The organism is Phytopseudomonas dryadis (assembly GCF_004327355.1).
Lineage (GTDB): Bacteria > Pseudomonadota > Gammaproteobacteria > Pseudomonadales > Pseudomonadaceae > Aquipseudomonas > Aquipseudomonas dryadis.
In genome coordinates this window covers 87,289-112,140 of sequence record NZ_QJUM01000007.1, presented here as the reverse complement: position 1 = coordinate 112,140, position 24,852 = coordinate 87,289, and the positions used below count along the sequence as shown (strand labels likewise).

30 protein-coding genes are annotated in these 24,852 nt (G+C 68.3%); 8 read left to right on the top strand and 22 right to left on the bottom strand.

All coding sequences use genetic code 11. The annotated features are described in order from the left end of the window. Nucleotides 1-613: 613 nt before the first annotated feature. The gene (locus DNK34_RS08005; protein ID WP_131173259.1) at nt 614-2,347 is read left to right on the top strand and encodes an ATP-binding protein; all 1,734 of its coding nucleotides are present in this window, start codon (nt 614-616) and stop codon (nt 2,345-2,347) included. Nucleotides 2,348-2,636: 289 nt separating this feature from the next. On the opposite strand, the gene DNK34_RS08000 is transcribed toward DNK34_RS08005, so the two are convergent. The 13 genes from DNK34_RS08000 to DNK34_RS07940 all read right to left on the bottom strand — a co-directional run bounded on the left by DNK34_RS08000 (nt 2,637) and on the right by DNK34_RS07940 (nt 11,627). Next, the gene (locus tag DNK34_RS08000) at nt 2,637-3,692 is read right to left on the bottom strand and encodes an EscU/YscU/HrcU family type III secretion system export apparatus switch protein (protein WP_131173260.1); all 1,056 of its coding nucleotides are present in this window, start codon (nt 3,690-3,692) and stop codon (nt 2,637-2,639) included. Beyond that, on the bottom strand, nt 3,692-4,510 hold the full coding sequence (sctT, locus tag DNK34_RS07995; protein WP_131173261.1) for a type III secretion system export apparatus subunit SctT: 819 nt from the start codon (nt 4,508-4,510) through the stop codon (nt 3,692-3,694). The genes DNK34_RS08000 and sctT overlap by 1 nt, the downstream gene beginning before the upstream one ends. Nucleotides 4,511-4,514: 4 nt before the next feature. Beyond that, nucleotides 4,515-4,784, bottom strand: coding sequence for an EscS/YscS/HrcS family type III secretion system export apparatus protein (locus DNK34_RS07990; protein WP_131173262.1), 270 nt, complete (start codon nt 4,782-4,784; stop codon nt 4,515-4,517). Between the two features lie 3 nt (nt 4,785-4,787). Beyond that, nucleotides 4,788-5,447, bottom strand: a complete 660-nt coding sequence (gene sctR / locus DNK34_RS07985; protein ID WP_131173263.1) for a type III secretion system export apparatus subunit SctR — start codon at nt 5,445-5,447, stop codon at nt 4,788-4,790. Next, on the bottom strand, nt 5,444-6,463 hold the full coding sequence (gene sctQ, locus DNK34_RS07980) for a type III secretion system cytoplasmic ring protein SctQ (RefSeq protein ID WP_131173264.1): 1,020 nt from the start codon (nt 6,461-6,463) through the stop codon (nt 5,444-5,446). The genes sctR and sctQ overlap by 4 nt, the downstream gene beginning before the upstream one ends. Beyond that, nucleotides 6,460-6,945 carry a hypothetical protein gene (locus tag DNK34_RS07975; protein WP_131173265.1) on the bottom strand — a complete coding sequence of 162 codons (486 nt, stop codon included), beginning with the start codon at nt 6,943-6,945 and terminating at the stop codon, nt 6,460-6,462. Before DNK34_RS07975 ends, sctQ begins: the two co-directional genes overlap by 4 nt. Then, the gene (locus DNK34_RS07970) at nt 6,942-8,264 is read right to left on the bottom strand and encodes a FliI/YscN family ATPase (RefSeq protein WP_131173266.1); all 1,323 of its coding nucleotides are present in this window, start codon (nt 8,262-8,264) and stop codon (nt 6,942-6,944) included. Before DNK34_RS07970 ends, DNK34_RS07975 begins: the two co-directional genes overlap by 4 nt. Continuing rightward, on the bottom strand, nt 8,261-8,845 hold the full coding sequence (sctL, locus tag DNK34_RS07965) for a type III secretion system stator protein SctL (RefSeq protein WP_131173267.1): 585 nt from the start codon (nt 8,843-8,845) through the stop codon (nt 8,261-8,263). The genes DNK34_RS07970 and sctL overlap by 4 nt, the downstream gene beginning before the upstream one ends. Further along, nucleotides 8,842-9,471, bottom strand: a complete 630-nt coding sequence (locus tag DNK34_RS07960) for a type III secretion protein (RefSeq protein WP_131173268.1) — start codon at nt 9,469-9,471, stop codon at nt 8,842-8,844. Before DNK34_RS07960 ends, sctL begins: the two co-directional genes overlap by 4 nt. Continuing rightward, nucleotides 9,468-10,241, bottom strand: coding sequence for a type III secretion system inner membrane ring lipoprotein SctJ (gene sctJ / locus DNK34_RS07955; RefSeq protein ID WP_131173269.1), 774 nt, complete (start codon nt 10,239-10,241; stop codon nt 9,468-9,470). The genes DNK34_RS07960 and sctJ overlap by 4 nt, the downstream gene beginning before the upstream one ends. A 3-nt stretch (nt 10,242-10,244) precedes the next feature. After that, nucleotides 10,245-10,568 carry a hypothetical protein gene (locus DNK34_RS07950; RefSeq protein ID WP_207390796.1) on the bottom strand — a complete coding sequence of 108 codons (324 nt, stop codon included), beginning with the start codon at nt 10,566-10,568 and terminating at the stop codon, nt 10,245-10,247. A gap of 102 nt (nt 10,569-10,670) precedes the next feature. Further along, entirely contained in the window at nt 10,671-10,874 is a 204-nt protein-coding gene (locus DNK34_RS07945; protein ID WP_131173271.1) for a hypothetical protein, read from the bottom strand. A 99-nt stretch (nt 10,875-10,973) separates the two neighbouring features. Next, nucleotides 10,974-11,627 (bottom strand): type III secretion protein, encoded by a 654-nt coding sequence (locus tag DNK34_RS07940; protein ID WP_242675195.1) that lies wholly within the window; start codon nt 11,625-11,627, stop codon nt 10,974-10,976. An 87-nt stretch (nt 11,628-11,714) separates the two neighbouring features. Between DNK34_RS07940 and DNK34_RS07935 the strand changes: the two genes are divergently transcribed. After that, entirely contained in the window at nt 11,715-12,518 is an 804-nt protein-coding gene (locus tag DNK34_RS07935; protein ID WP_242675292.1) for a tetratricopeptide repeat protein, read from the top strand. Nucleotides 12,519-12,520: 2 nt separating this feature from the next. Here the strand turns inward: DNK34_RS07935 and DNK34_RS07930 are convergent, their stop codons facing one another. The 9 genes from DNK34_RS07930 to DNK34_RS07895 all read right to left on the bottom strand — a co-directional run bounded on the left by DNK34_RS07930 (nt 12,521) and on the right by DNK34_RS07895 (nt 19,430). After that, on the bottom strand, nt 12,521-12,922 hold the full coding sequence (locus tag DNK34_RS07930; protein WP_242675193.1) for a hypothetical protein: 402 nt from the start codon (nt 12,920-12,922) through the stop codon (nt 12,521-12,523). Between the two features lie 14 nt (nt 12,923-12,936). After that, nucleotides 12,937-14,202, bottom strand: coding sequence for a type II and III secretion system protein family protein (locus DNK34_RS07925; RefSeq protein WP_242675196.1), 1,266 nt, complete (start codon nt 14,200-14,202; stop codon nt 12,937-12,939). A 20-nt stretch (nt 14,203-14,222) separates the two neighbouring features. After that, nucleotides 14,223-16,373 (bottom strand): type III secretion system export apparatus subunit SctV, encoded by a 2,151-nt coding sequence (sctV, locus tag DNK34_RS07920; protein ID WP_242675293.1) that lies wholly within the window; start codon nt 16,371-16,373, stop codon nt 14,223-14,225. Then, a complete protein-coding gene (locus tag DNK34_RS07915; protein WP_131173407.1) occupies nt 16,370-16,708 on the bottom strand; it encodes a tetratricopeptide repeat protein in 339 nt (112 codons plus the stop codon). Before DNK34_RS07915 ends, sctV begins: the two co-directional genes overlap by 4 nt. Continuing rightward, entirely contained in the window at nt 16,708-17,076 is a 369-nt protein-coding gene (locus tag DNK34_RS07910) for a hypothetical protein (protein WP_131173274.1), read from the bottom strand. The genes DNK34_RS07915 and DNK34_RS07910 overlap by 1 nt, the downstream gene beginning before the upstream one ends. Before the next feature lie 3 nt (nt 17,077-17,079). After that, a complete protein-coding gene (locus DNK34_RS07905) occupies nt 17,080-18,021 on the bottom strand; it encodes a SctD/MshK family protein (protein WP_242675191.1) in 942 nt (313 codons plus the stop codon). 146 nt (nt 18,022-18,167) lie between these two features. Further along, entirely contained in the window at nt 18,168-18,329 is a 162-nt protein-coding gene (locus tag DNK34_RS25395; protein ID WP_165493604.1) for a hypothetical protein, read from the bottom strand. 422 nt (nt 18,330-18,751) lie between these two features. After that, a complete protein-coding gene (locus tag DNK34_RS07900) occupies nt 18,752-19,021 on the bottom strand; it encodes a hypothetical protein (protein WP_131173276.1) in 270 nt (89 codons plus the stop codon). Continuing rightward, on the bottom strand, nt 19,014-19,430 hold the full coding sequence (locus DNK34_RS07895; protein WP_131173277.1) for a DUF4345 domain-containing protein: 417 nt from the start codon (nt 19,428-19,430) through the stop codon (nt 19,014-19,016). The genes DNK34_RS07900 and DNK34_RS07895 overlap by 8 nt, the downstream gene beginning before the upstream one ends. Before the next feature lie 221 nt (nt 19,431-19,651). Between DNK34_RS07895 and DNK34_RS07890 the strand changes: the two genes are divergently transcribed. From DNK34_RS07890 to rfbD, 6 genes are all read left to right on the top strand, one after another. Further along, complete coding sequence (locus DNK34_RS07890) at nt 19,652-20,086, top strand: DUF411 domain-containing protein (protein WP_131173278.1); 435 nt, start codon at nt 19,652-19,654, stop codon at nt 20,084-20,086. A gap of 32 nt (nt 20,087-20,118) precedes the next feature. After that, a complete protein-coding gene (gene ypfJ / locus DNK34_RS07885) occupies nt 20,119-20,985 on the top strand; it encodes a KPN_02809 family neutral zinc metallopeptidase (RefSeq protein ID WP_131173279.1) in 867 nt (288 codons plus the stop codon). A 401-nt stretch (nt 20,986-21,386) separates the two neighbouring features. Next, nucleotides 21,387-22,454 (top strand): dTDP-glucose 4,6-dehydratase, encoded by a 1,068-nt coding sequence (gene rfbB, locus DNK34_RS07880; protein WP_131173280.1) that lies wholly within the window; start codon nt 21,387-21,389, stop codon nt 22,452-22,454. Further along, nucleotides 22,451-23,320, top strand: coding sequence for a glucose-1-phosphate thymidylyltransferase RfbA (gene rfbA, locus DNK34_RS07875; RefSeq protein WP_131173281.1), 870 nt, complete (start codon nt 22,451-22,453; stop codon nt 23,318-23,320). Before rfbB ends, rfbA begins: the two co-directional genes overlap by 4 nt. Then, the gene (gene rfbC, locus DNK34_RS07870) at nt 23,320-23,865 is read left to right on the top strand and encodes a dTDP-4-dehydrorhamnose 3,5-epimerase (protein ID WP_131173282.1); all 546 of its coding nucleotides are present in this window, start codon (nt 23,320-23,322) and stop codon (nt 23,863-23,865) included. The genes rfbA and rfbC overlap by 1 nt, the downstream gene beginning before the upstream one ends. Further along, entirely contained in the window at nt 23,862-24,734 is an 873-nt protein-coding gene (gene rfbD / locus DNK34_RS07865) for a dTDP-4-dehydrorhamnose reductase (protein WP_131173283.1), read from the top strand. The genes rfbC and rfbD overlap by 4 nt, the downstream gene beginning before the upstream one ends. Nucleotides 24,735-24,852 lie beyond the last annotated feature (118 nt).

The following is a 24,852-nucleotide window of genomic DNA, read 5'->3' as shown; positions in this document are numbered from 1 at the left end:
GGGCGAGGGTAGGCCGGGAAACGACGCGGCCCGGGCGATACACCCGATTTGTTTCATTCAAGCAATCGCGGTATCGATGCAACAACCCGAGCGCAACGGATTTCGCAGCTTTTCACAGTGCCTCATGCCCCTTCACGGAGCACGGGACGCCGCCTGGTCTCTCGCCGAGGCCGGCAACGAATCACCTCAGCGACATCAGGAGTGACGGCATGCCACAGCTGAACGCCTTTTTCGCCCTCCGGGCATACGGATTTCCGAACACCTTCCCGGTCGATATCCGAGATACCGAACGTCGCTCCCCCTCCCCGCAAAACCGGCCATTGACAATCAAGCAGTTAGCGAACCGATCGAGCGCACGCCGGGCGGCACGCTAATTGCGACTACATGGCCATACCTCTGATCGACACCGCTTTGTAGCGAAGCGGTGATACACAACAACAAACACGTTTGGGGGATTTCTTCTTGCCTATCCAATCTGCCGCAATGGCCCGTCCCGTCAGCAGGCCGCCAACCGGGCGGCACGACGAGCCGGTTCCAACTCCACCGCTGCCGCGCCCATGCGCGCAGCCGATGTCGTTGCGAAAACAACCATAATCCTCGAGGGACCATAGGCATGTACTCGACCACACTCGCTTCCATCACACCGGGCAAAGTGCCATTCGAGCGACCTCCGGTCGCCGCCGACGGCGCCCTGCGCTTCGGTTCGTTCGTCCTCTACCCGCGCCAGCACCTGTTGCTCAAACACGGTGAGCCGGTCAACCTCGGCAGCCGCGCCCTGGACCTGCTGATCGCCATGGCCTCGCGCTCCGGCGAGTTGCTGGAGAAGGCGGAACTGATCGCCTGCGCCTGGCCCAAGGTGATCGTCGAGGAGTGCAACCTGCGCGCCCAGATCGTCACCCTGCGCCGTGTGCTCAGCGAGGAAGAAAAGGGCTTCGAATACATCGTCACCGTGCCGGGGCGCGGCTACCGCTTCGTCGCCCGCACCGAACCGTGCGAGACGCCGCTGCAACCCGTCGCCTTCGACGAGCGCAAACAGGCGCTGCCGAGCCTGATCACTCAGCCACTGGGACGCGACAGCATCATCCAGCACCTCTGCGAACAGTTGCAGGAGGCACGCCTGGTATCGCTGGTCGGCCCCGGCGGCATCGGCAAGAGCACCGTGGCCCTGGCCGTGGCCAATCGACTGGAAGAGCGGCTGCCCCAGGGCGCCTGCTTCGTCGACCTCAGCGCCGCGACCGACGAGGCGCAGATTCCCCTGGCCCTGGCCGCCGCCCTGGGTCTCGAGCCCGGCGGCGACGATCCGCTGCGCGACGTGGTGCACCACCTGCAGCAACGTCGCCAGTTGCTGGTGCTGGATAACTGCGAGCAGGCGCTGGACCGCACCGCACAGGTGGTGGAAACCCTGCTCAAGTGGACATCCGAGTGCGCCATCCTCACCACCAGCCGGGAACCGCTGCACACCGAAGGCGAGCAGGTCGAGCGCCTGGAGCCGCTGCGACTGCCGGGCCTGAACGAACGGCCGGACAGCCGGCAGGCCCTCGCCTACCCGGCCATCGCCCTGTTCGTCGAGCGGGTGCAGGCCTATGACACCGCCTTCGTCCTGAACGACGCCGACGTCGACGACGTGATCGCCATCTGCCGCAAGCTCGACGGCATCCCCCTGGATATCGAGATCGCCGCCACCCGGGTCAGCGCCTTCGGCCTGGCGCCGCTGGCCGAACTGCTCGACGGCGACTTCCGCCTGCAGATGGAAGGCCGGCGCACGGCGCCGCCGAGGCATCGTTCGCTGCGCGCCACCCTCGACTGGTCGTACCGGACCCTGCAACCGGCCGAGCAGGCCATGTTGCGCCTGGTGTCGATCTTCAACGGCACCTTCACCCTCAACGCCGTGCGCGCCATCGTCGAAGGCGATGCGCAATTCACCGGAGACCCCCTGCCGCTGATCGAAAGCCTGGTGGACAAGTCGCTGCTCATCGCACACAAGGACGATGGCCTCAAGTACTACCGGATGTCCAAGACCGAGCGCCTCTACGCCCTGGAAAAACTCGAGGCGACCGGCAGCACCCAGCGCATCGTGGCGCGCCACGCGGCCTATGCCCTGGCCGTGGTGAAGAAGGCGGCCTGCCAGCTCGACGCCGTGGCCCCGGACGCCTGGAAGACCCTCTACGGCGCGGAAAGCGACACCATCCGCTCGGCCCTGACCTGGGCCTGTTCCACCGATGGCAATCAGTCGCTGGGCCTGGAGCTGACCCTGGCCGCCCTCGGCCTCGGCCCCTACCGCGAGCGCTCGCCGCGCGCCCACAGCGAAGTGGTACGCCCACAACCGCTGCTGCAAAAGCTGCGCTGAGCGGAAACAGACCGGGACATCGTCGGTGGACGGCGGCCACCACGACAGATCCTGACGGTCCGCCAGGCAGCCGGGTACAGGCGGCACCCGCCCCCTCGACGCGAATGGTCGAAAAAATCATCCTTGCGCCGCAAGCCCGAAGGCCAGTCCGTTAAGCGTTTGGCCCGCAAAACGGCGGTTCGCCCTGGCCCTGTGGGAGCCGCGACCCCGCGGCGATTGCTGGCCGTGACACGCTTTGTGCGATGGCCACGGCGTCTTCGCTGGCGCGGCCCGCCATGGCCGGCGCCGCTCAGATCAGCCGCGCCGCCACCAGGGCATCGGCCACCGACTGGAAAGTGTTGGCCGGGATCGGCTCGCCGATCACCGCGCGCTTGGCGATCGCCGCGGCCAGGGTGGCATCGGCGCTGCGCGGCAGGCCCAGGGCCAGCGACTGCGCCAGCAACGCCCCCGAGTCGGCCGCCGCCGCGCTGCACACCACCACCGGCACCGGGGTTTCGCCACGCACGTAGCGCACGCCGATCAGCCAGCCGCCTTCCACGCCGATCATCAGGGTGGCGTGCGCGAGGCCCACGCGGCGGCTGCTCAGGGTCTGCATCTCGCGGCGCTGGCGCTGGCGTTCACGCTTGATCAGCGGGTCGCCATCGACGTCCTTGCGTTCGCGTTTCTGCTCGCTGCGGGTCATGCGCATCTCGCGCTGGAACAGCCAGCGCTGCATGAGCACGTCGACCACGCCGATCACCAGGTAGGTCACCACCACCGTGGCCACCAGTGGCTTGAGCAACAGGAAGAACACCGACTCGATGCAGCCGGCGCCGCAGCGCGAGGATTCCATCAGCGCCTGCAGGGCGATGCGCCCGACCACGTAGAAGGCGATCGACAGCACCAGCACCTTGAACACGCCCTTGAGGAACTCCACCAGGTTGCGCATGGAGAAGATGCGCTTGGCGCCCTGGATCGGGTCGATGCGGCTGATGTCCGGCTTGATCGGTTCGCCGGAGAACAGCACGCCGCGCATGGTCACGATATTGGTCAGGATGACGCAGGCCACGGTCACCCCGAGGATCGGCAGCGCGGTGCGCAGCAACACCTGCTGGGCGCCGTCGAGCAGCCGTGGCCAGACCGTGGCGAAGGGTTCGACGTAGATGGTCGCGGCCAGCTCCAGCAGGGCGCGCACCCGCGCTTCGGCGACCGTGGCGAGGAAGGCGATGCACACCGTGCAGCCGAGTAGCACCACCGCCGAGACCATGTCCTGGCTCTTCGACACCTGGCCCTTTTCCCGGGCCTCGCGCAGCTTCTTGTCGGAGGCCGGCTGGGATTTCTCCTCGCTGCCGCTATTGCCCGCCACTAGGGCTCACCAAAGCCGGAGAGGGTCTTGAGCACCTCGACGGTGCCGCGGAACTCGGCCAGTTGCTCGAGCATCAGCGGGATCAGGAAGCCGCAGTAGATGACCATGAGAAAGGTGAAGATCAGGTTCTTCACCGACAGCGACAGGTCGAAGATATTCATCTGCGGCGCCATCCGCGACAGGTAGGCGAGCATCATGTCGGCCACCAGCAGGGCGATGATCAGCGGCGCCACCATCAACACGCCGATGCGCATCACCTGGTCGAGGATCGCCAGCACCGCATCCAGCGCCGAGACCGCGATCAGCGGCGTGAAGTCGGTGACCGGCCACAACTGATAGCTGTGGTAGAAGCCGTCGACCATCAGGATGAAACCACCGGACATGAAGAACAGGGTGATCAGGGTGACGCTGAGCAGGGTCGCGGTGACCCCCGCCTCGCCGGCGCCGGAGGGATCGACCAGTTGCGCCATGGTCGAGCCGCGCTGCAGGTCGACCAGCTCGCCGGCGACCTCGGCGGCCCAGAACGGGATGCCGAACAGCAGCCCGACGGTGACCCCGATGAGGAATTCCTTGATCATCAAGCCGGCGAGAAACAGGCTGCCGTAGTCCTGCAGCGCGGTCAGCGCGGAAAAGGTCGGCAGGAACATCGGCGTGGAAATCGCCACCGCCACGCAACTGCGCAGCATCCCGGTCAGGCCCAGGCGGTTGAACGCCGGGGTGATCATCACCAGGCCCAGCGCCCGGCACACCGCCAGCGCCGCCGCGCTGATCACCGGATAGGCGATCTCGGCGATGCTCAGGCCGAGTTCGGCATCCATGGAACTAGCGCGTCCAGGCGGGGAAGTTGTCCAGCACGTGGCCGGCCAGCGCCGCCACCTGGGCCGCCAGCAAAGGCCCGACGAGAATCAGCACCAGCATCACCGCGACCAGCTTGACCGCCTGCGGCAGGGTCTGGTCCTGGATCTGCGTCAGCGCCTGCAACAGGCCCACGCCGAGGCCGATGAGGATGGCCACGCCCAGCGCCGGGGCGCTGAGCAGCAGCACCGTCATCAGCGCCTGCTTCATCAGCGAAAGAAACACGTCCTGGCCCATGGCTCACCCGCCTCCGTAACTGAGGATCAGACCGTGCATCAGCCGCGACCAGCCGCTGACGGCGACGAACAGGAATATCTTCAGGGGAATCGAGATCAGGGTCGGCGAGACCATCATCATGCCCATGGCCATCAGCACGTTGGCCACCAGCAAGTCGATCACCAGGAAGGGGATGTACAGCAGGAAGCCGATCTCGAAGGCGCGGGTCAGCTCGGAACTGACGAAGGCGGGTATCAGCACCACCAGGTCGTCGTTGCGCAGCTCGGCGCGGGCCTGCTCCGACCACACGCTTTCCGTGGCCTGGACGAAGAACTCGCGCTCGGAGGGATTGGCGAAGCGCGACAGGTGCGTCTGCAGCGGCGTGCGCAGCGCATCGCCGAGATCGCGCAGCTCCTCGGTGTTCTGCAGGTTGATCGAACGCCCCTCCACCTCGCGGTACATCTCGCCGATCAGCGGCGTGGTGACGTACACCGCGAGGATCAGGGCGATGCCGTAGAGCACCAGGTTCGGCGGCGTCTGCTGCACGCCCAGGGCGTTGCGGATGAGAAACAGCACCACGGAGATCTTCAGGAAGCCGGTAAGCGTCACCACCGCCAGGGGAATCAGCCCGATCGTGGTGACGACCAGGATGATTTCCAGCAGATTCGGCTGGTAATCGGTCATAGGCTGGCAAAGCGCGTCAGGCGCACACCCAGGCCGCTGCCGATGGCCACCAGCTCGCCGCGACCGACGCAGCGGCCGTTGACCACCAGCTCGACGACCTCGCCGTCCTGCTCCGGCAGCGGCAGCACGCTGCCCTCGCCCAGCCCGCGCAATTGCGCCAGGGACAGTTCCAGGCTACCGAGCTGACACACCACCTGCAGCGGTACGTCGTCCAGTTGCCCCTCGTCGGCGTCTGGCCTCATGGCATTCTCCCTCGTCGGATTGATCGGTTTCAGGGCGTCGAGCAGGCGCAGGCCGTCGTCCTCGCGGCGCACCCGGGCCTGCCAACGCTCGGCCAGGCTCAGCCGCGCGTCCGCTGCCGGCGGCGTGTCGAGCATCACTACGTCGCCGGGGTTCAGGCTGCGCAGCTCGGCCAGGCTCAGGTGCTGGCGACCGGCTTCCAGGCGCACCGGCAAGCGCAAGGCCGGCAGCCCATGGGCGGCCTCGGGCAGATGCCGCTCCAGCAGCTCGGCGACACGCTCGGCCGCCGCCGTGCTCAGGGCCAGCGTCAGGCTACCGAGCGGCTGCTCGTCCAGGGTCAGGCGCAGGCCGATGCGCAACGCGCAGGGTTGCCCCCGGGCGACGAGGGTCAGTTGGTTGCCAAGCTCGGCTTCCAAGGGCTCCAGCAACGGCAGCAGGGCCTGCTCCAGCAACACGCCCTGCAGCAGCGCGGGCAGGCTGGCGAAGGGACGCTGCAGCGCCAGCGGGGCCAGCAGGCGCTGCAGCAGGGCCGGCTCGAGGCGCACACTGGCCGCCGCCTCCCCCAGTAGCAGCGGCAGCTCGAATTCGCCGTCGGCATCCGCCGCGGGGGTGACGAGTTCGAGGCGCAGCGCCTGCTCGCCCAGGCGGCCCTGCCAGGCCTGGCGACGACGCAACAGGCGATTGTGCAGATCGATATGCTCGGGATCGACGCGCGGCAGCTGCAACGCGGTGCAAGGCGGCACCGCCGCAGGCGCTAGCGTGGCGTGACAGGTCATGGCTGTTGCCCTCCCGGCATGCGCGGCCGGTCTTCGCCCAGGCTCTCCTCGACGGCCTCGGCAGCGCGCTGCTGCACACGAACCGCGCGTTGCAGCATGGGCTGCAGCGCCTCGCACTGGCGCTGGCGCAGGTACCAGTGTTGCTGTGCCTGGTCACGCTGCAACTGCAGCCCGCTCAGCTCGGCGGCCACGGCGTCGGCATGGCAGGCCAGACGCGCGCGCTGCGCCTCGAGCGCGTCGAGCAGGTCCAGGGCGGCGCGGTAGCGGCCTACCGGCAACGCGCCGGCGGCGAGCAGCGCCTGCAACTGCCTGGCTTCGCCTTCGAGCAGATCCAGCGCCGCGCCGGCCTCGGCCCGGGCCCGGGCGACGCGCTCGCCCGCCTCGCGGCACCGCTGTTGCCAGTTACCCAGTTGCAGCTCGGCGCGGCGCTCGCGCAGGCGCCGCAGTTGGTCGAGTTGCCGCAGTGCAGTGGCGCCACTCATGCCAGCACCTGGCGCAGGCGCTCGAGGGTATCGCCCAACGAGCTCGGCTCGGCCGCGTCCTGGCGCAGAAAGCCTTCGATCTGCGCCTGGCGGGCGATGGCCTCGTCCGCCAGCGGATCGCTGCCGGCCACGTAGTCGCCGGTGCGCAGCAGCAGTTCGATCTCGGCATGCCGCGCCATCAGCGCCCGCAGGTGGCCGGCCAGGCGGCGCTGCTCGGGGTCGACCACGCGATCCATCAACCGGCTGCGGCTGTGCAGCACATCGATGGCGGGAAAGTGGTTGCGCTGGGCCAGCTCGGCGCTGAGCACCAGGTGGCCGTCGAGGATCGAGCGCACTTCCTCGGCGACCGGATCGAGGGAGGCGTCGCCCTCGGTGAGCACGCTGTACAGGGCGGTGATGCTGCCCGTGGCCGCCGGGCCGGAGCGCTCCAGCAAGCGTGGCAGGGCGGAAAACAGCGACGGCGGATAACCGCGCCGGGTCGGCGGCTCACCGATCGCCAGGCCGATCTCGCGCTGGGCCCGGGCGAAGCGGGTCAGGCTGTCGAGCAGGAGCAATACGTGGCGGCCCTGATCACGGTGGTATTCCGCCTGGGCGGTGGCCACCAGCGCCGCCTTGACCCGCTCGGTGGCCGGGCGATCGGAGGTCGCCACCACCGCCACGGTACGCGCCCGCGCTTCGGCGCCGAGGTGCACGTCGAGCAGCTCACGCACCTCGCGGCCACGCTCGCCGATCAGGCCGATGACGATGACCTCGGCTTCGCTACGCCGCACGATGCTCGCCAGCAACGACGACTTGCCCACCCCGGGTTCGCCGAAGATGCCCAGGCGCTGGCCACGGGCCACGGTGAGCAGACCGTCGATGGCGCGGATGCCCAGGGGCATGGGCCGTTCGATCAATTGCCGGGTGAAGGGCGCGGGCGGCTCCGCCTGCAACGGGTAGCGCAGCAGGCCGGTGGGCGCCGGGCCGCCATCCAGGCAATCGCCCAGCGGGCCGATGACCCGGCCGAGCAGGGCATCGCCCACCAGCACCGCCTGGCTTTCGCCGGTGGCGACGATCTCGGTGCGGGTGGACAGCCCTTCCAGGGAACCGACCGGCGCGAGAATGGCCTGGTCACCGTCGAAACCGACCACCTCGGCATTCAGCACCCGGCCGCTGGCCGGGTCGCTGAGACGACACAGTTCGCCGATGCCGACGTTGGCCACGCTGGCCTGGATCAGGGTGCCGCGGATACTGCGGATACGCCCGCGCAACGGTCGCGGCTGGGCCTCGCCGAGGCGGGCGCTGAGCGTCGGCAGCAGGGCATCGAGGGAAGCGTTCATGGGCCGACCTCCAGGCGATCGGGCAGCAGCGCCTGACGCAACCCCTGCAGTTGCGCCTCCAGGCCCAGCTCGACGCTCGCCTGCGGGCTGCTCAGGCGCGCCTGCCCCGGCGCCAGCCCGGGGTCGCCCTCGACCTGCAGACGCTCGCCGAGATCGAGCAGGTGCGCGCGCACGGCATCGACCTGGGTCGGCTCGACCTGCAGGGTCAGGCGCTGCTCCTGGCGGAACGCGTTCAGCGCCTGGCGGGTGCAGTGGGCCAGGCGGGTGTCGTCGGCCAGCTCGCCGATCACCTGGCGCGCGATGCCCAGGGCCAGATCGGTCATCTGCGTCTCCAGGCCGGCCAGGTAGGCATCGACCTGCAGCGAGGTGCGCGCGAGCAGCTCGCTGGCCTGGCGCAGCCCCTCGTCGCGCCCGGCGTCGAAGCCTTCGCCGCGCGCCTGCGCGCGAACCTCGGCGAGCTCGCCGCGGGTGCGCTCGGCCTCTTCCTGCGCGGCACGCAGGAAGGCATAGCCGTCGATCCACTGCTCGGCCTGTTCGGCGCGCAGGATGCGCTGTCCGGGTTTGCCCGGCAGCGCGCTCATGCGGCGCCCTCGACAGCGCTGCCCGGCAGTTGCGCCGCCACCCGGCGAACCAGTTGCGGCGCGGACGGCGGGCCTTCCGCCAACCGCGCCGGCACCTCGAAACGCAGGCGCAGCCAGGCCTGCAGCGCCGGCGCCTGGGCGTCGAGCCAGGCACTCACACAGGCCTCGCCGTCCTCCTCGATCGCCGCCAGCAGCGCATCGCCCTGCAGCCGCGCATCGCCGCCAGCGAAGGCCTCGCGCTGGGTGACGGCGAAAGCGAAGACCTCGTTGCCGAGACGCGCCTTGAGCGCCTGCACCACACTGCCGCGGATTTCCCGCGACAACGCCGTCGCGTGCCAGCAGGCACCGCAGAACAGCGGCAGGCGGGCGAAACGCTCGGGCGGCAGCAACAGCACGGCGAGATCGGCGTCCTCGACCTGGTCGCCCGCCTCGGCCAGGGGCAGCAAGCCGTAGTAGGACGCCAGCAGTTCGCCGATACGCCCCTGGAACCGTGGTTGGCGCAGCAGCGCGGCGACCTGCTCACCGTTCACCGCGCCGAGCAGGCCCGCCTCGATGCATTCGTCACGCACGAACTGCAGCGGTTGCGCCAGTTGCGCGCGCCATGCCTGGCGCAGCCCCTGGCTCATGGGTTTTCCTTCAGCAGGTAGGTGGCCTGGCCCTGGCGTTCGCGCCACAGGTACCAGCCGAGGGCGCCGCCCATGCCCAGCAGCAGGAGCAGCCCGCCGAAGAACAGCAGGCGGGCCCGTGCCACGCTGGCGTCGAGCATCCACATGCCGAGAAAGGAGCTCAGGGGCGGACGGGCGTCGTCGCGCACGCTGCGCATCGCCGCCTTGATCGCGGTCACCGAGACCCCTTCGTAGCCCAGGCCGGAAATGCTGTTGGCGACCAGGGTCTTGATCTGTGGAATCAGTTGGTCGACGTCGGTGTCCGGCTCGTAGCGGATCAGCACCGAGGCCGAAGAGGGTGAAATCACCCGCTTGAGCAGGTCGTTGTCGGGCAGCACCACGTGCACCCGGGCCGACAGCACGCCATCGATCTGCGACACGGTATGCGACAGTTCCTCGCTCAGGGCGTAGACCATCTGCGCCCGCTCCTGCACCGGCGAGGACACCAGGCCGTTGTTCTTGAACACCTCGCCCATGTTGGAAAACTGCTGCTGCGGCAGGCCGGCCTCGTCGAGCAGGGCGACCGCCTCGGGCAGGCGCGACTCCGGCACGCTGACGGTGATGCGCCCGTCCTCCTGCACCTTGCGCTGGGCGGCGATGCCCTCGCGCAGCAGCGCGGCGACCATGCCGTTGGCTTCGCGCTCGCTGAGGTTGGTGTACAGGGCGGTGCCGTCACAGCCCTGCAACAACGCGACCAGGAGCAGAACCGGGATCAGGGCCAGGACGCGCATCGGTCACTGGCCCCTGAGCAAGGTATTGGCGGAGCCGGAAATCTGCGTGGCGCCGCGCACCACCATCTGGGTCTCGATGGAATAGTCGAACACCCGGCTCAGCGAACCGACCAGGCGATCGATCTGCGCCTCGTTGACCTTGCCCGGTTCCACGCCGGCGCCCTTCTCCACCGGAGATGCGCTGGCGTAGGGCGTAACGCGATCCACCGCGGCCTTTTCGGAAAAGCCGCGGGAGCGGTCGATGAAGCCGTTGAGGCGCTCCATCAGGTTTTCGCCGATCTGGTTCGGGCTGGCGCCCTGGGGCATGCCCTTGGCGTTGTTCGCCATGTGCTCGAACAGGTTCTGCGACGCCTGGGCCATGTCCGGCCCGGCGGCTGACGGTACCGCTGTCGCTACTGCTGCGCTCGCTGTCATGACCGTTCCCCGACCTTATTCTTCGTCGTCCGCGGTGGCTTCCTTGAGGATTTCCTGGGCCCTCGGCATGACGATGAACTGGCCGCCGAGGATGATCGCCTGGGTGATCATGTCGTTGGTCAGTTGCTCTTCGGCCTGGGCGCTTTCCAGCGCCGCATCGAACTCGGCCTCGGGAGTGTTCTGCGCGTTGCCGTTACCATCTACTGAGCCGACTGCCATGGGGATTCTCCTACTGGTTTGTTGCTACCTGGGTTATCGGAAACGGGTGAACGACCCCTTCCGGCCATCCACGAAGACTTCGCTTGCAGCTCTCCTCCCCTATTCGGCAGGAGTGTCCTTGACCACCTGGATACCGGCACTGCCGCGAAACACCCGTACACCGCGCTCGCGCACCACCACCGGCTCAGCGGCGACGGGCCGCTGCAACCGATCGATCCGTTGCTGGACCAGCGCCATGTAGGGCGGCGGTCCGGAAATCAACAGGCCATCGCCGTGGAAACTGCTGCGCAGGGACAGGTGCTTGCCCGACACCCCGAGTTCATCCAGCGAGCTCTGCAGTTCCTCGAGTTGGAAGCCGCCGGGCTCGAACTGGCGGATCTCGATCTCCTCCTCGCTGTTCACGTGCAGCATGTTGCCATCGAAAAACCAGGTCAGGCCGCTGCTGCCGCACAGCGCCTCGAGGAACTCGCCGGCACTGTCGCCACGCAGGTTGCTCTGGGCGCGCCCCTTGACCCTGGGCGAGATCGCCATCGGCAGGCCGAGGTTGCGGCCGAAGGCTTCCAGGGCGCCGCGCAGATCCTGATTGATCACCACATAGGCATAGGGCTGCGTGTACCAGTCGGCCTGCACCTCGGCGCGTGCCACACTCGCACTGCCGGCCAGCAGCAACGCCGCCAACAGCAGCGAACGCCTGACGCCGCCACTATCGGGGCAGCCGCGACGCGGAAACAACAGGCGCCGCGGAAAAATCACAAGATTTCTCAACCAGGCCACATACCGCGATCCGGGCAGACCGATAGAATGGCCCGCACATGCCGGTTCAACCCAGGAGCTCAACCTTTGCCACATACCCCCGTCAGCCGCCTGTTGCTGCTCGCCAGCCTCGCCCTCGGCAGTGCTTGCAGCAGTACCGCTCCTTCCACCACGGCGGTCGGCGACGACGCCTACCAGCGCCTGATGAAGCTGGCCGCGGACGTCGATGCGCGGGGCGACAGCGGCACCGCCGCGACCCTCTACCAGCGGGCCGCCGAACAACCCGGCGCGGGGTTCGAGGCCTGGCACCAGCTGGGTCGCGCGCGCCTGGACAGCGGCGACGCCGCGGGCGCCGAACAGGCCTATCGCAAGGCCCTGGCGCTGCAGCCGGACACCCCCCAGGGCCTGCTCGGCCTGGGCACCGCGCAATTGCGCCTGGGCTACCCGGAGCGGGCCCAGCCGCTGCTCGGCGCAGCCGCCGAGAGCCTGCGCGACGATGCCCGGGTGTTCAACCGCCTGGGTGTCGCCGAGGCCCTGCTGGGCAATACCGCGGCCATGCAGCGCGCCTTCGCCCGGGCACGCCTGCTCAGCCCCGACGACCTCGACGCACGCAGCAACCTGGCCCTGGCCTACGCCCTCAACGGCCAGACCCAGGCGGCCCTCGAGGAGATCGACGGCCTGGACCGCGAGCCCGCCGCGCAAGCGCGGCAGCAGCGCAACGTGCTGCTGATCCGGGTGCTGGCCGGGCAGAACGGCGAACTGGCCAAGGTGCGCCTGGACGACACCAACGCCGCCCAGCGCCAGGCGTTGATCGCCGAAGCCAGGCGCATCGCCGCCATCGAGGATGCGGCCGAACGCGCCCGGGCCCTGGGGCTGGCCGACGAGCGCTGAGTTCATTGCCCGCCTCCGGTGGCGCTCTGCGCCTGCTGTTCCTGGCGGCGCCGACGCTTCTCGTCGGTTTCGTAGCCTTCCAGATAGGACTGCGCCGCACGCCCCACCGGCGCGGCCAGGGTCGGCCCGGTCTGGCGGCCCTGCAGCAGATCGGCGCGGCGCTCGACCATCTGCAGCAGATTGGCGGCGTTGGCGCAGCCGGGCGCCAGGCGCAGCAGGGCCTGCTCATCGGGCGGAGCGTCCGCGTCGGCTACCCGCCGACAGGCATCGGCCACCAGCACGGTCTGCCCGTTGGCATCGGTGACGGCCTGGTAGCGATGCGAATAGGGCGGCGCCTCGAGCTCGGTCTGGCAGGCGCCGAGCAGCAGGCAGGTGGCCAACAGCGGCAGTCCGGCGCGGATCATCGCGGTACTCCCTTTCATTGCAGGTGGAAGCCGAAGGCGCCGCTGCCCGTGGAGCTGGCGACGCGGCTGGCGGGCGTACGGTCCAGCGGCGTGAGCAGGGCCTGGGTCTGCACCGGCTCGACCAGGTACGGGGTGATGAGGATCACCAGTTCGGTTTCGTTGCGCTGGAAACGCTTGGAGCGGAACAGGTTGCCGAGGATCGGCATGTCGCCGAGCAGCGGCAGCTTCTCCACGTCCTGGGCGTTTTCGCGCTGGAACAGGCCGGCGATGGCGAAGGTCTGCCCGCTGCCCACCTCGACCCGGGTGTCGGCGCGCCGTACGCGGAACGAGGGCACGCGGAAACCGGACACTTCCAGGGTGCTGCCGCCCATCAGGCTGCTGACTTCGGGGCGGACCTGCAGGCCGATGCGGTCATTGGGCAGCAGGGTCGGGCTGAACAGCAGGGAGACGCCGTAGGACTTGTACTCGATGCCGACCAGGTCGCTGTTGACCGGCACCGGCACCGGCACCTCGCCGCCGGCGAGAAAGCTCGCCGTCTCGCCGGTCATGGCGGTGATGTTCGGCTCGGCGAGAATCTCCAGCACGCCATGGCTCTGCAGCGCCTCGAGCACCGTATCGATGTTGAAATGGCCACTGTTGAGGCCGATGCCGATCAGGTTGGAAGCGCCGCTGGCCGCTTCCGCCGCCAGGTTGCCGCCGGTCAGCAGGCCGAAGGAGAAGGTGCCGTTGTTGAACAGCGCGTTCCAGCTCACCCCGTAGCGCAGCAGCTCCTCGCGGGACACCTCGGCGAAGCGCACGCGGATGTTGATCTGCGCCGAGCCGCCGTAGGTGGCGGTATTCACCGCGCCCTGCCAGTCCTGGCCGCTGGGGTCGAGCAGGGCGTTCAGATCCAGCGCCTCGCCGACATCGCGCACCTGGCCGCGGGCGGCCAGGCGGTTGCCGACGCCGGCCACCTCGGTGGCGCTCTGCGGATGGCGCGCACGCAGGGCGCTGCTCAGCGGCCGGGCGTTGCTGCCGACGTTCAGCTCGACGCTGGCGATCTCGCGATCGTCGCTGCCCAGGGCCACCAGTGTGGTGTGCCCGGTACGCTTGCCGAACACGTAGATCACCCCCGGCGAGATCACCTGCAGGTCGGCGATGCCCGGCTCGGCGATCATCACCGAATCCACCGGCTGGCCGAAGCGCATGATGCGCCCTTCGCCCGAGGCCAGGTCGATGCTGCCGCCGCTGGGCAACTGCGCCAGCGCCGGCCACGGCAGCCAGCAGATCAGCAGTAGCAGCGAACGCTGCCAGCCAGCCCTCACGAGGCACCCGCCAGGGACGCCGCCGGCGCCGTTTCCAGCGCTTCGGCGCGCGCCATCGAGGACGGGCTGATCACCTTGATCGCCTGCAGGCTGTATTCCGGAGCCAGTTCGGTAAAGGACAGCACGGCCATCTCCAGTTCGTCGCGAATACACAGGCGCAGGATTCTGCGGCGCAGTTCGGGGTGCACCACCAGGGTGGGCCTGAGGGTGTCGGGCAACTGCGCGCAGTGCTGGCGCAGCGCCTTGAGCAGGCCGCGGGTGACCTCGCGGGCGCGGATCTCGCCACGCCCGGTGTCCTGCTGGCGGGCCGCCTCGAGCAGTTGCGTTTCCAGGCCGGAGCCGAGGACGAAGGCGGCGATCACCCGGTTGCCGTCGGCATGCTGGTGGCTGATCTGCCGGGCCAGGGCGCCGCGCAGGTAATCGCTGAAGCGCCCGACATCGCCTTCGCGGGGGCCCCACTCGACCATCGCTTCGAGCAGCGCGCGGCGGTTGCGGATCGACACGCCCTCGGCCACCAGGCGGCGCAGGGCCTCGGCGATGCGCTGCAGGGGCACCACGCGCAGCGCTTCCTTGACCAGCTCGGCGTGGCTGTCTTCGAGCTGGGCGAGCAGTTGCCGGGTTTCCTGGATGCCGAGGAAATCCCCGGCATAACGGCGCATGGCCCGCGCCAGCACCTCACGCAGGATTTCGTCGGGGCGCAGGTAGCCGATGCCCGCCTCGTCCAGCTCGGCCTGCCGCGCGGCGTCGACCCAGACCCCGGGCCGCGCGCTCAGCGGCGAGGCCTTTTCCTCGCCCTGGATGTCCAGCAGTTGCAGGTGCAGCGGGTCGTCGCGCAGCAGCACCTGGGCGCTGGACAGTTCGCCCTGGTCCACCGGCACGCCTTCCAGCTCGATGCGGAAACGGCCACCGGCGGCGCCCATGTCGATCTGCACGGCCGGCAGCGGAAATTCGATGCCCAGTTCATTGTGCAGGTCGTGGCAAAGCTCCTCGAGACGCTGCCTGAACGGCTGCCGCGGCGCCACCTCGGCCAGCGCCGGCCCCAGGGACAGCAGGATGCGGCTGTCGCTCGGCAGCGGCGCCGTCTCCGCTTCTTCGGCGGGCTCGCGGTCCTGCGTGGTTTCGCTCGGCGCGGCTGGCGCCGCCTCCGCGGCGGCCGCCAGCCGCTCACGCTGGTGACGCCGCGCCAGCAGCCAGGCGCAGGTGCCGAGCACGGCGGCCAGGCCGAGGAACACCGCCGCCGGGAAGCCGGGAATGAACGCCACCGCGGCGAGGATCAGCGCGGTCAGGCTCAAGGCCCGCTGGCTGGCGCCCATCTGGCGGATGATCTCGGTGCCCAGGTCGGCCTCCTCGGCCTCGTTGTTGACCCGGGTGACCACGGTGCCGGCGGCGACCGCGATCAGCAGCGCCGGGATCTGCGCGATCAGGCCGTCGCCCACGGTGAGCAGCGAATAGGTGTGCCCAGCCTCGGCGAACGACATGCCACGCGACAGCATGCCGATCAGCAGGCCGCCGATCAGATTGACGAAGAGGATGATCAGGCCGGCGATGGCATCGCCCTTGACGAACTTCATCGAGCCGTCCATGGCGCCGAACAGCTGGCTTTCGCGCTGCAGGTCGGAACGCCGGCGACGCGCCTCGCCGGCGTCGATGTCGCCGTTGCGCAGGTCGTTGTCGATGCTCATCTGCTTGCCGGGCATGGCATCCAGGCTGAAGCGCGCGGCCACTTCGGCGACCCGTTCGGCGCCCTTGGTGATCACCACGAACTGCGCCACGGTGATGATCAGGAAGATCACCAGGCCGACCACCACCTCGCCGGCGATGACGAACTTGCCGAAGGCCTCGATGATGTGCCCGGCATCGCCGTGCAGCAGGATCAGCCGCGTGGTGCTGATCGACAGCGCCAGGCGGAACAGCGTGCTGAGCAGGATCAGCGCCGGCAGCGCCGACAGCTCCAGGGGCTTGCTGATGTAGAAGGCGACGATCAGCACCAGGATGCTCAAGGCGATGCTGATGCCGATCAGGGTATCGACCAGGTAGGTCGGCAACGGGATGATCATCATCACGATGGCCATCATCATGAACGCCACGATCACCACTTCGGTGCGTTGCGCGGCCATGCCCGCCAGGGCGCTGAGACGGTTCATCATAGGGCTTGCTCCAGACGTGCGCGGCGATAACGGGCAAAGCACTCACGCGCGGCGGCGGGCTGGCCGGCCCGCCACAGGGCGCGGCTGCGCAACAGCAGCCCGGTCGGCGACTCGCCCTCCAGGGCCTGCAGGCGATCCAGGGTCAGCAACGCCCGCGCGCCATCGCCGGTGGCGGTGAAGGCGGCCACCAGGCGCCGCAGCAGGGCACCGTCATCGGGGTCGATCTGCACCGCCAGCAACAGCAATACCAGTGCCCGCGGCGCCTGCCCGACGCGCAGATAGAGGTCGCCCAGCCCTTGCAGCAGATGGGCGGCGTCGCGATCGTCGCGCGGCATCATTCGCCCACCTCCACACGCTGCCGATCCAGCGCCTGGCGGGTGTCGATCTCCTCGCGCAGCAGGGCCATGGCCAGGGTTCGGGTTTCCCCCTCCAGGTCCAGCGAGGGCAGGATGCGTTCCAGGATGTCCTCGAGGATCTGCACCGGCCGCGAGCCGCAGAACAGGCTCGGCTCCACGCCGCCGGCGTGCGCCAGCCCCTCCAGCTCACCGCGCAGCGAGTGGCCGACGGCGTTGCGCGGGGCCCCCGGCTCGCGTACCGGGGGCAGGCCGACGACGGGGTCCGACGGCGCAACCGGGGCGGCATGGGCACTGCGCTGGGGCGCCAGCTCACTGCCGGAAACCAGCGGGCGCGTGTCGATCTTCATCGGTCAGCCCTCAGGCGTTTGCGGCGACTCGAGGGTCAGGGCGAAACGCTCGGCACCGAGCGCCAGCACCACCTGCCCGGCTTCGATGCGCTCGATCTTCCAGCCGCCTTCCAGCGGTGCCCCGGGGTACAGACGCGCCCCCGAGGCATTGATCACGTAGGGCTTCTCGCCGAACCACACGGCCTGGAAGTTGAGGCGTGGCCGCGCCGCGCTTTCGCGCACGTGGACATCGCCACGCAGCACGTACTGGCGGCCGTAACGGCCGTCGAAATACTGCTGCAGGGCGACCCAGTCCTGCTCCTGGCCGGCCTCGACGGTGCCGCTGGCCTGCAACTGGCCGACGCTGACGCTCAGTTGCAGGTTGTTCAGCCCGGCCGCTTCGGCCTGGCGGGCGAGATCGGCACGGGCCAGTTCCAGGGAGGCGCCACGCGTGCGCGCCTCCGGCTCGGCCAGCTCGCCGGCCACCTGCACCCGCATGGGCTCGGCCTCGAGCAGAGGGCCGTCGCGCAGCATCGCCAGGGCCCCGGCGCAGATGAACATGAAGGCCGCGGCGATGCCCCACTGGGCCTTGCCATACCAGACCGGATTGGCACTGGCGGCGCCGCGCGCGGTCTCGGCCAGGCTCAGACGGGCCTCACCGATACGCAGCTCCAGGGGCAGCCTGCCACGGTAGCCATGGCCGCGTGGCAACAGGGTCTCGCGCCCGGCCCGGAACACCCGGACATCGCCACCGCAGGCCTCGACGCCGACCTGGCGCCCGGAAAAACGCAGAATCAGGTGGCGTTCGGCGACGTCGGCGTCGCTGAGCACCAGGCTCGAGGTCTCGTCGGAGCCGATGCTGCAGACCGCCTCGTCGAGCACCAGGGAAACGCCGCGGTGAACGCCGGCGGTAACCTCCAGCCGGGGCAGGTCGCCACTGTTCGATGTGGACGGATGAGAGGCCATCGCTGTCATTTGACTCACCCAGTTGCGGCTCGCGGAAAGGATCGAAAATCGTTTGGCTGGCCGGTGCCCGGCGACGACAAGGGCTCAGCCGGAGTTCGGCGCAGACACAGGTCGCAGGCGACGCGAGCGCCGCCTGCGAACCCGGGTCAGTTCTGCGGACGCTGTTTGGTGGCGTCGAGTTCGGCCTTCTTGGCCGTGGTGATTTCAGTGATCTTGGCGGACTTCTCGATCGCCATATCGAACACCGCCGACATCTTGTCGATGGCGGCGTCTGCGTTGCCACTGCTTACTGGAGGAGTCTCAGCCATGGGATATCTCCGAACGAAATCAAGGGAAGTTGGCGGGCACCACAGCGGTGCGACCGGTTTCAGGAAAGCCACCTCGACGAGCGGGCTTTCCTGCAACGACTCGAAGCCTAGGGAGTGATCGCCGGGCGGTGTTGTTAAAGGTTGTTAAAGCTTGTTGGGATACGCCTCACATGGCGAAAGACGTGCGGATCGAGCGGATTTCCGGTATCGCTATGGCAAAAGGCTTACACGACAATGCGCAGGTTCGCTCTCGCCGACAAATCAATGACGCCGTAATCTGGACTCATTCCTGCAGCACAGGACGTGCTCAGGGTCATGGATGACGTGACCATAGCCAGGATGGCGGCCGACAGGATGTTGGCATTGGTCAGTACAAAACCCGCTTCGGCGGGTTTTTTATTACCCGCAAGAAATGCCGCGCATCAGGGCAGATCGCGCACCATCACCAGTGTCCGCTCGTCACCGTGCACGACCTCGCCATCCAGACTGGCCGTGCCGACGATGGCGTTATCGAGCTCGGCCACCCACACCTGGCGGAGCGCAAGCAGTCGTGCCACGCCGGCTGCGGTAAAATTGCCCGCTACGCGCTCGATCACCGCCAGCGCATCGCGTTGGCGCAAGGCCTGGACGATGACCCCGCTGATCGCTGCGGCGTGCGCACCGTCGGCGGCCCGCACGCGCAGGTCACTCATCCGCGGCCCGCAACGGCGGCCGGCGACGCTCACCCAGCTGCTGCAGCGTCCATCCCGACAGGCCGGCGGATACCACCTCGAACAGCGCAGCCCAGAGGTTGAAGGTCTGCTGCGCGCCGCCATCGAGCCACAGACCGGTGAAACGTCCCAATGCCAGGCTGAGGTAGAGCACCAGCAGCAACAGCAGAGCCGGGCGAGTCAGTTCACGCCGCCACAGGCCAAGCCCGAGAAAAACCGCCACGCCGATCGGCAAGGTGCCGTAGTGGGCGCGTACATCGGTCACCGCCGAGGCTTCCATCAGCAACATGCCGCTCATCGCGCCCATCTCGTGGGGGCGCAGAAAATAGGCGATGCCAAACCCGGCGAGCACCAGCATCTGCACAGCGAGCAATACACGGGCAATCGACATGAACAGGCTCCTTCCGGCGCTATGATCAGGTGAGCATAGGCCACCTGGCGCCTCGTTCGGCGCCGGCGCTTCGATCAGGCCTCCTGCCTCGCCGCCGGACGAGCAACGCATCCGCCGATGAGGCCGCGTACCAGACCATGGGCGAGCGGAAAGATCAGTGGCTAGAGCCAATGGCGCTTCCCGGCGCTATGCTCGCCCAACGTTCAGCAAGGATTCCCAGCATGCGCCCACTGTTTCTGCTCGCCGGCCTGTTCGCCGGTATCGTCCAGGCCGCCGAGCCCCTGACCATCGATGTGCACCGCGACGCCAACTGCGGCTGCTGCAAGGGCTGGATCAGCCACCTGCAGGCCAACGGCTTCCAGGTCAACGACCATGTCGAAAGCGACATGCAGGCCGTCAAGCAGCGCCTGGGCGTACCGCAACACCTGGGCTCCTGCCACACCGGCGTGATCGACGGCAAATTCGTCGAAGGCCATGTGCCGGCGGCGGACATCCTCAAACTGCGCCAACGCGCCGATCTGCTCGGTATCGCCGCACCGGGCATGCCCACCGGCTCGCCCGGCATGGAACGCGGCGACATCCGCGATGCCTACCAGGTCATCGGCCTGGACGAACAGGGTGGCGAAAGCGTGGTCAGCAGCTACCCGGGCAATTGAGCCCAACCGCAACAACCCGCAAGGATATCGACATGCGCTGGAAACGAGCACGACGCAGTGACAACGTGGTGGATGCCCGCGGCCGCGGCGGCGGCATGCGCTTCGGCGGTGGTCGCGGCCTGAGCCTGGGCGGCATCGCCGTGGTCGTGGTGGTCGGGCTGCTGCTGGGTCAGGACCCGTTGCAGATCCTCGGCCAGTTGGCGGGCCAGTCCACGCCCTACTCCAGCAGCCAACCGCAGCAGACCGCCGGCAACGACGAACAGTCGGAATTCGTCCGCGCGATCCTCGGCGATACCGAAGACACCTGGCGCGACATCTTCCAGTCCGCCGGGCGCCAGTATCGCGATCCGACCCTGGTGCTGTTCGACGGTGGCGTGGAATCCGCCTGCGGCTTCGCCAGTTCGGCGGTCGGCCCGTTCTATTGCCCGGGCGATCAACGGGTCTACCTCGACCTGAGCTTCTTCCGCGAGCTGGAACAGCGCTTCGCCGCCGCCGGCGACTTCGCCCAGGCCTATGTCATCGCCCACGAAGTCGGCCATCACGTGCAGACCCTGCTGGGCGTCTCGGCCAAGGTCGATGCCGCCCGCCAGCGGGGCGAGAAGCTGGAGGGCGCCAACGGCCTGCTGGTACGCCAGGAACTGCAGGCCGACTGCCTGGCCGGGGTCTGGGCGCACAATGCCCAGCGGCGCCTGGACTGGCTGGAGCCGGGCGACCTGGAGGAGGCCTTGAACGCGGCCAACGCCATCGGCGATGACCGCTTGCAGCAACGGGCACGCGGCCAGGTGGTGCCGGACTCCTTTACCCATGGCACCTCGGCGCAGCGCACGCACTGGTTCAAGGCCGGCTTCGACAACGGCCAGGTCGGCGCCTGCGACACCTTCGCCAGCGCACGCCTGTGAACCCCGGCACAATGCCTGATGCCAGTCAGTCAAGCGTTTGGCCCGCAAAACGGCGGGTTGCCCTGGCCCTGTAGGCGCTGCGACCTCGCAGCGAATAGCGGTCACACCACGGATTTTGCGGGATGACCGCATGCGTATCGCGCCGAGGTCGACGCTCCTACACGGGCGGCGGGCGTTCCCAGTTCCTAGAAAACCTTATAGGCACAACGCCTCCAGCGAAGCGCGAAACCCACCGGCCGCAGCCCAGGCCGCAAGCCAGGCGACGGTCGGGCGACGCGGTGGTTGCCTGGCGGTGACGCCCATCACCCCTGGCAGCGGCTGACAGCCGATGGGGTTATGGCTGTACGGGGCCCAGGCGCGCCGGGCATACTTGGCACCTTTTCGTACAGGGTTACCCTTCCATGCGCATTCTGGTTACCGGCGGCGCGGGCTTTATCGGCTCGGCACTGATTCGCCACCTGCTGAACGACACCGAGCACCAAGTGCTCAACCTCGACAAGCTGACCTACGCCGGCAATCTCGAGTCGCTGCAGTCGGTCGAAGACAACCCGCGCTACAGCTTCCTGCAGGCCGATATCGGCGATCAGCCGGTCGTGGCCGATGCCCTGCAGCGCTTCCAGCCCGACGCCATCATGCACCTGGCCGCCGAGTCCCACGTCGACCGCTCCATCGACGGCCCGGCCGCCTTCATCCAGACCAACATCGTCGGCACCTATGCCCTGCTCGAGGCCACCCGCGCCTACTGGCTGGGCCTGGACGAGCAGCGTCGCCAGGCGTTTCGCTTCCACCATATTTCCACCGACGAGGTATACGGCGACCTGCATGGCGTCGACGAGCTGTTCACCGAGCAGACGCCCTATGCGCCCAGCTCGCCCTACTCGGCGAGCAAGGCGGCATCCGACCACCTGGTGCGCGCCTGGCAACGCACCTACGGCCTGCCGGTGCTGCTGACCAACTGCTCGAACAACTACGGCCCCTACCACTTCCCGGAAAAGCTGATTCCCCTGGTCATCCTCAACGCCCTGGATGGCAAGCCGCTGCCGGTGTACGGCAACGGCCAGCAGGTGCGCGACTGGCTGTTCGTCGAGGATCACGCCCGGGCCCTGCTGCAGGTGGTCAGCCGTGGCCAGGTCGGCGAGACCTACAACATCGGCGGCCATAACGAGCAGAAGAACCTGGACGTGGTGCAGGCCATCTGCGACCTGCTCGACGAATTGCAGCCGCGGGCGGCAGGCTCCTACCGCGAACAGATCAGCTTCGTCACCGATCGCCCTGGCCACGACCTGCGCTACGCCATCGACGCCGGCAAGATCGAACGCGAGCTGGGCTGGACCCCCGAGGAAACCTTCGACAGCGGCCTGCGCAAGACCGTGCGCTGGTACCTGGACAACCTGCACTGGTGCCGCCGTGTACAGGACGGCAGCTATCAGCGCGAACGGCTGGGCGCGCCCCAGGAGCACAGGCAATGAAAGGCATCATCCTCGCCGGCGGCTCCGGCACCCGCCTGCACCCGATCACCCTGGGCGTGTCCAAGCAGTTGCTGCCGATCTACGACAAACCGATGATCTACTACCCGCTGTCGGTGCTGATGCTCGCCGGCATCCGCGAGATCCTGATCATCTCCACGCCCCACGACCTGCCGCAATTCGAGAAGATGCTCGGCGACGGCAGCCAGTTCGGCCTGCAGCTGAGCTATGCCGAACAGCCGACGCCAGACGGCCTGGCGCGGGCCTTCGTCATCGGCGAACGCTTCATCGGCGACGACTCGGTGTGCCTGATCCTCGGCGACAACATCTTCCACGGCCAGCACTTCACCGAGAAACTGCTGCGCGCCGCGGCGACGGACAAGGGCGCCACGGTGTTCGGCTACTGGGTCAAGGACCCCTCGCGTTTCGGCGTGGTCGAGTTCGACGAACAGGGCCAGGCCATCTCCATCGAGGAGAAGCCCGAACAGCCGCGCTCCCACTATGCGGTCACCGGGCTGTACTTCTACGACAACGACGTGATCGAGATCGCCAAGGCGGTCAAACCCTCGCCGCGCGGCGAACTGGAGATCACCGACGTCAACAACGCCTACCTGCAGCGCGGCGACCTGCGCGTCGAACGTTTCGGCCGCGGCTTCGCCTGGCTCGACACCGGCACCCACGACAGCCTGCTGGAAGCCTCGCAGTACGTACAGACCATCGAACATCGCCAGGGCCTGAAGGTCGCCTGCCCGGAAGAGATCGCCTACCAGCAGGGCTGGATCGATCGCGATCGGTTGCTCGCCCAGGCCAAGGCCTTCGGCAAGACCGGCTACGGCCAGTACCTGTTCAGCCTGGCAGAGGACAAGTAATGCAAGTCATCGAAACCACACTGGCCGACGTGTTCATCCTCGAACCCAAGGTGTTCGGCGACGATCGCGGTTTCTTCTACGAAAGCTTCAACGCCCGCGCCTTCCAGGAGGCCACCGGCCTGCAGCGCGACTTCGTCCAGGACAACCACTCGCGCTCGCAGCGCGGCGTGCTGCGCGGCCTGCACTACCAGGTGCAGCAGGCCCAGGGCAAGCTGGTGCGGGTCACTGCCGGCGAAGTCTACGACGTCGCCGTGGACCTGCGCCGCCGGTCGCCCACCTTCGGCCAGTGGGTCGGCGTGCACCTGTCCGCCGACAACAGGCGCCAGATGTGGATTCCGGAAGGCTTCGCCCATGGTTTCCTGGTGCTCAGCGAATTCGCCGAGTTCCTCTACAAGACCACCGATTATTACGCCCCCGCCCATGAGCGCTGCATCCGCTGGGACGATCCGCAACTGGCCATCGACTGGCCGCTGCAGGGCACGCCGCTGCTTTCCGGCAAGGATCAGCAGGGCCTGAGCCTCGAGCAGGCGCAGGTATTCCCATGAAGGTGCTGCTACTCGGCCAGCACGGCCAGGTCAGCCGCGAACTGCAGGCGAGCCTGGACGCACCGCTCGAGCTGCTGGTGCTGGGCCGCGAACGACTGGATCTGGCGGGCGAGGCCCGGCATATCCGCCAGCGCATTCGCGAGCTCCGCCCGCAACTGATCATCAACGCCGCCGCCCATACGGCCGTCGATCTGGCCGAAAGCGAGCCCGCAGCGGCCTTCGCGATCAATGCCAGCGCCCCCGGCGTATTGGCCGAAGAGGCCGCCGACCTCGGCGTGCCGCTGATCCACTACTCCACCGACTACGTGTTCGACGGCAGCAAGGCCGGCGCCTACGTCGAGAACGACGCACCCAACCCGCTCAGCGTCTACGGCCGCAGCAAACTGGCCGGCGAGCAGGCCATCGCCGCCGTCGGCGGCGCGCACCTGATCCTGCGCACCAGTTGGGTGTATTCCCTGCACGGGCGCAACTTCCTGCTGACCATGCAGCGCCTGCTGCAGGAGCGCGAGGAACTCAAGGTGGTCGCCGATCAGATCGGCGCCCCGACTTGGGCCGGCGATATCGCCGCGGCCAGCGGCCAGTTGATCCAGCGCTGGCGCAGCGGCCAGGCCGGCCCCTGGGGCCTGTACCATTTCACCGCCCGTGGCGAGACCTCCTGGTTCGGCTTCGCCGAAGCCATCGCCGCGTACCTGCGCGCCCAGGGCAAACAGGTCGCCGCGTTGACGCCCATTCCCAGCAGCGACTACCCGACCCCGGCCCCCCGCCCACTCAACTCGCGCCTGGATGGCTCGCACCTGGAGCGGCAATGGGGCGTACGCCTGCCAGACTGGCAGGCGGGTCTGGAGCAGTGCCTGGGCAGTTCACACTAGGCTGGAGGCTGGAGGCTGGAGGCTGGAGGCTGGAGGCTGGACAGGTTTTTGCTCGGGCCCTGCCCCGTCAAGCTTTTTCGTCCAGCCTTCAGCCTCCAGCGCTCTTATCGGCTCCTGG

Coding starts and splice junctions, on each gene's coding strand:
- DNK34_RS08005 (WP_131173259.1), top strand. CDS start 614: ATGTACTCGACCACACTCGCTTCCATCACACCGGGCAAAGTGCCATTC.
- sctT (WP_131173261.1), bottom strand. CDS start 4,510: ATGGATGCCGAACTCGGCCTGAGCATCGCCGAGATCGCCTATCCGGTG.
- DNK34_RS07990 (WP_131173262.1), bottom strand. CDS start 4,784: ATGGGCCAGGACGTGTTTCTTTCGCTGATGAAGCAGGCGCTGATGACG.
- sctR (WP_131173263.1), bottom strand. CDS start 5,447: ATGACCGATTACCAGCCGAATCTGCTGGAAATCATCCTGGTCGTCACC.
- sctQ (WP_131173264.1), bottom strand. CDS start 6,463: ATGACCTGTCACGCCACGCTAGCGCCTGCGGCGGTGCCGCCTTGCACC.
- DNK34_RS07975 (WP_131173265.1), bottom strand. CDS start 6,945: ATGAGTGGCGCCACTGCACTGCGGCAACTCGACCAACTGCGGCGCCTG.
- DNK34_RS07970 (WP_131173266.1), bottom strand. CDS start 8,264: ATGAACGCTTCCCTCGATGCCCTGCTGCCGACGCTCAGCGCCCGCCTC.
- sctL (WP_131173267.1), bottom strand. CDS start 8,845: ATGAGCGCGCTGCCGGGCAAACCCGGACAGCGCATCCTGCGCGCCGAA.
- DNK34_RS07960 (WP_131173268.1), bottom strand. CDS start 9,471: ATGAGCCAGGGGCTGCGCCAGGCATGGCGCGCGCAACTGGCGCAACCG.
- sctJ (WP_131173269.1), bottom strand. CDS start 10,241: ATGCGCGTCCTGGCCCTGATCCCGGTTCTGCTCCTGGTCGCGTTGTTG.
- DNK34_RS07950 (WP_207390796.1), bottom strand. CDS start 10,568: ATGGCGAACAACGCCAAGGGCATGCCCCAGGGCGCCAGCCCGAACCAG.
- DNK34_RS07945 (WP_131173271.1), bottom strand. CDS start 10,874: ATGGCAGTCGGCTCAGTAGATGGTAACGGCAACGCGCAGAACACTCCC.
- DNK34_RS07930 (WP_242675193.1), bottom strand. CDS start 12,922: ATGATCCGCGCCGGACTGCCGCTGTTGGCCACCTGCCTGCTGCTCGGC.
- sctV (WP_242675293.1), bottom strand. CDS start 16,373: ATGATGAACCGTCTCAGCGCCCTGGCGGGCATGGCCGCGCAACGCACC.
- DNK34_RS07915 (WP_131173407.1), bottom strand. CDS start 16,708: ATGCCGCGCGACGATCGCGACGCCGCCCATCTGCTGCAAGGGCTGGGC.
- DNK34_RS07910 (WP_131173274.1), bottom strand. CDS start 17,076: ATGAAGATCGACACGCGCCCGCTGGTTTCCGGCAGTGAGCTGGCGCCC.
- DNK34_RS07905 (WP_242675191.1), bottom strand. CDS start 18,021: ATGGCCTCTCATCCGTCCACATCGAACAGTGGCGACCTGCCCCGGCTG.
- DNK34_RS25395 (WP_165493604.1), bottom strand. CDS start 18,329: ATGGCTGAGACTCCTCCAGTAAGCAGTGGCAACGCAGACGCCGCCATC.
- DNK34_RS07900 (WP_131173276.1), bottom strand. CDS start 19,021: ATGAGTGACCTGCGCGTGCGGGCCGCCGACGGTGCGCACGCCGCAGCG.
- DNK34_RS07895 (WP_131173277.1), bottom strand. CDS start 19,430: ATGTCGATTGCCCGTGTATTGCTCGCTGTGCAGATGCTGGTGCTCGCC.
- DNK34_RS07890 (WP_131173278.1), top strand. CDS start 19,652: ATGCGCCCACTGTTTCTGCTCGCCGGCCTGTTCGCCGGTATCGTCCAG.
- ypfJ (WP_131173279.1), top strand. CDS start 20,119: ATGCGCTGGAAACGAGCACGACGCAGTGACAACGTGGTGGATGCCCGC.
- rfbB (WP_131173280.1), top strand. CDS start 21,387: ATGCGCATTCTGGTTACCGGCGGCGCGGGCTTTATCGGCTCGGCACTG.
- rfbA (WP_131173281.1), top strand. CDS start 22,451: ATGAAAGGCATCATCCTCGCCGGCGGCTCCGGCACCCGCCTGCACCCG.
- rfbC (WP_131173282.1), top strand. CDS start 23,320: ATGCAAGTCATCGAAACCACACTGGCCGACGTGTTCATCCTCGAACCC.
- rfbD (WP_131173283.1), top strand. CDS start 23,862: ATGAAGGTGCTGCTACTCGGCCAGCACGGCCAGGTCAGCCGCGAACTG.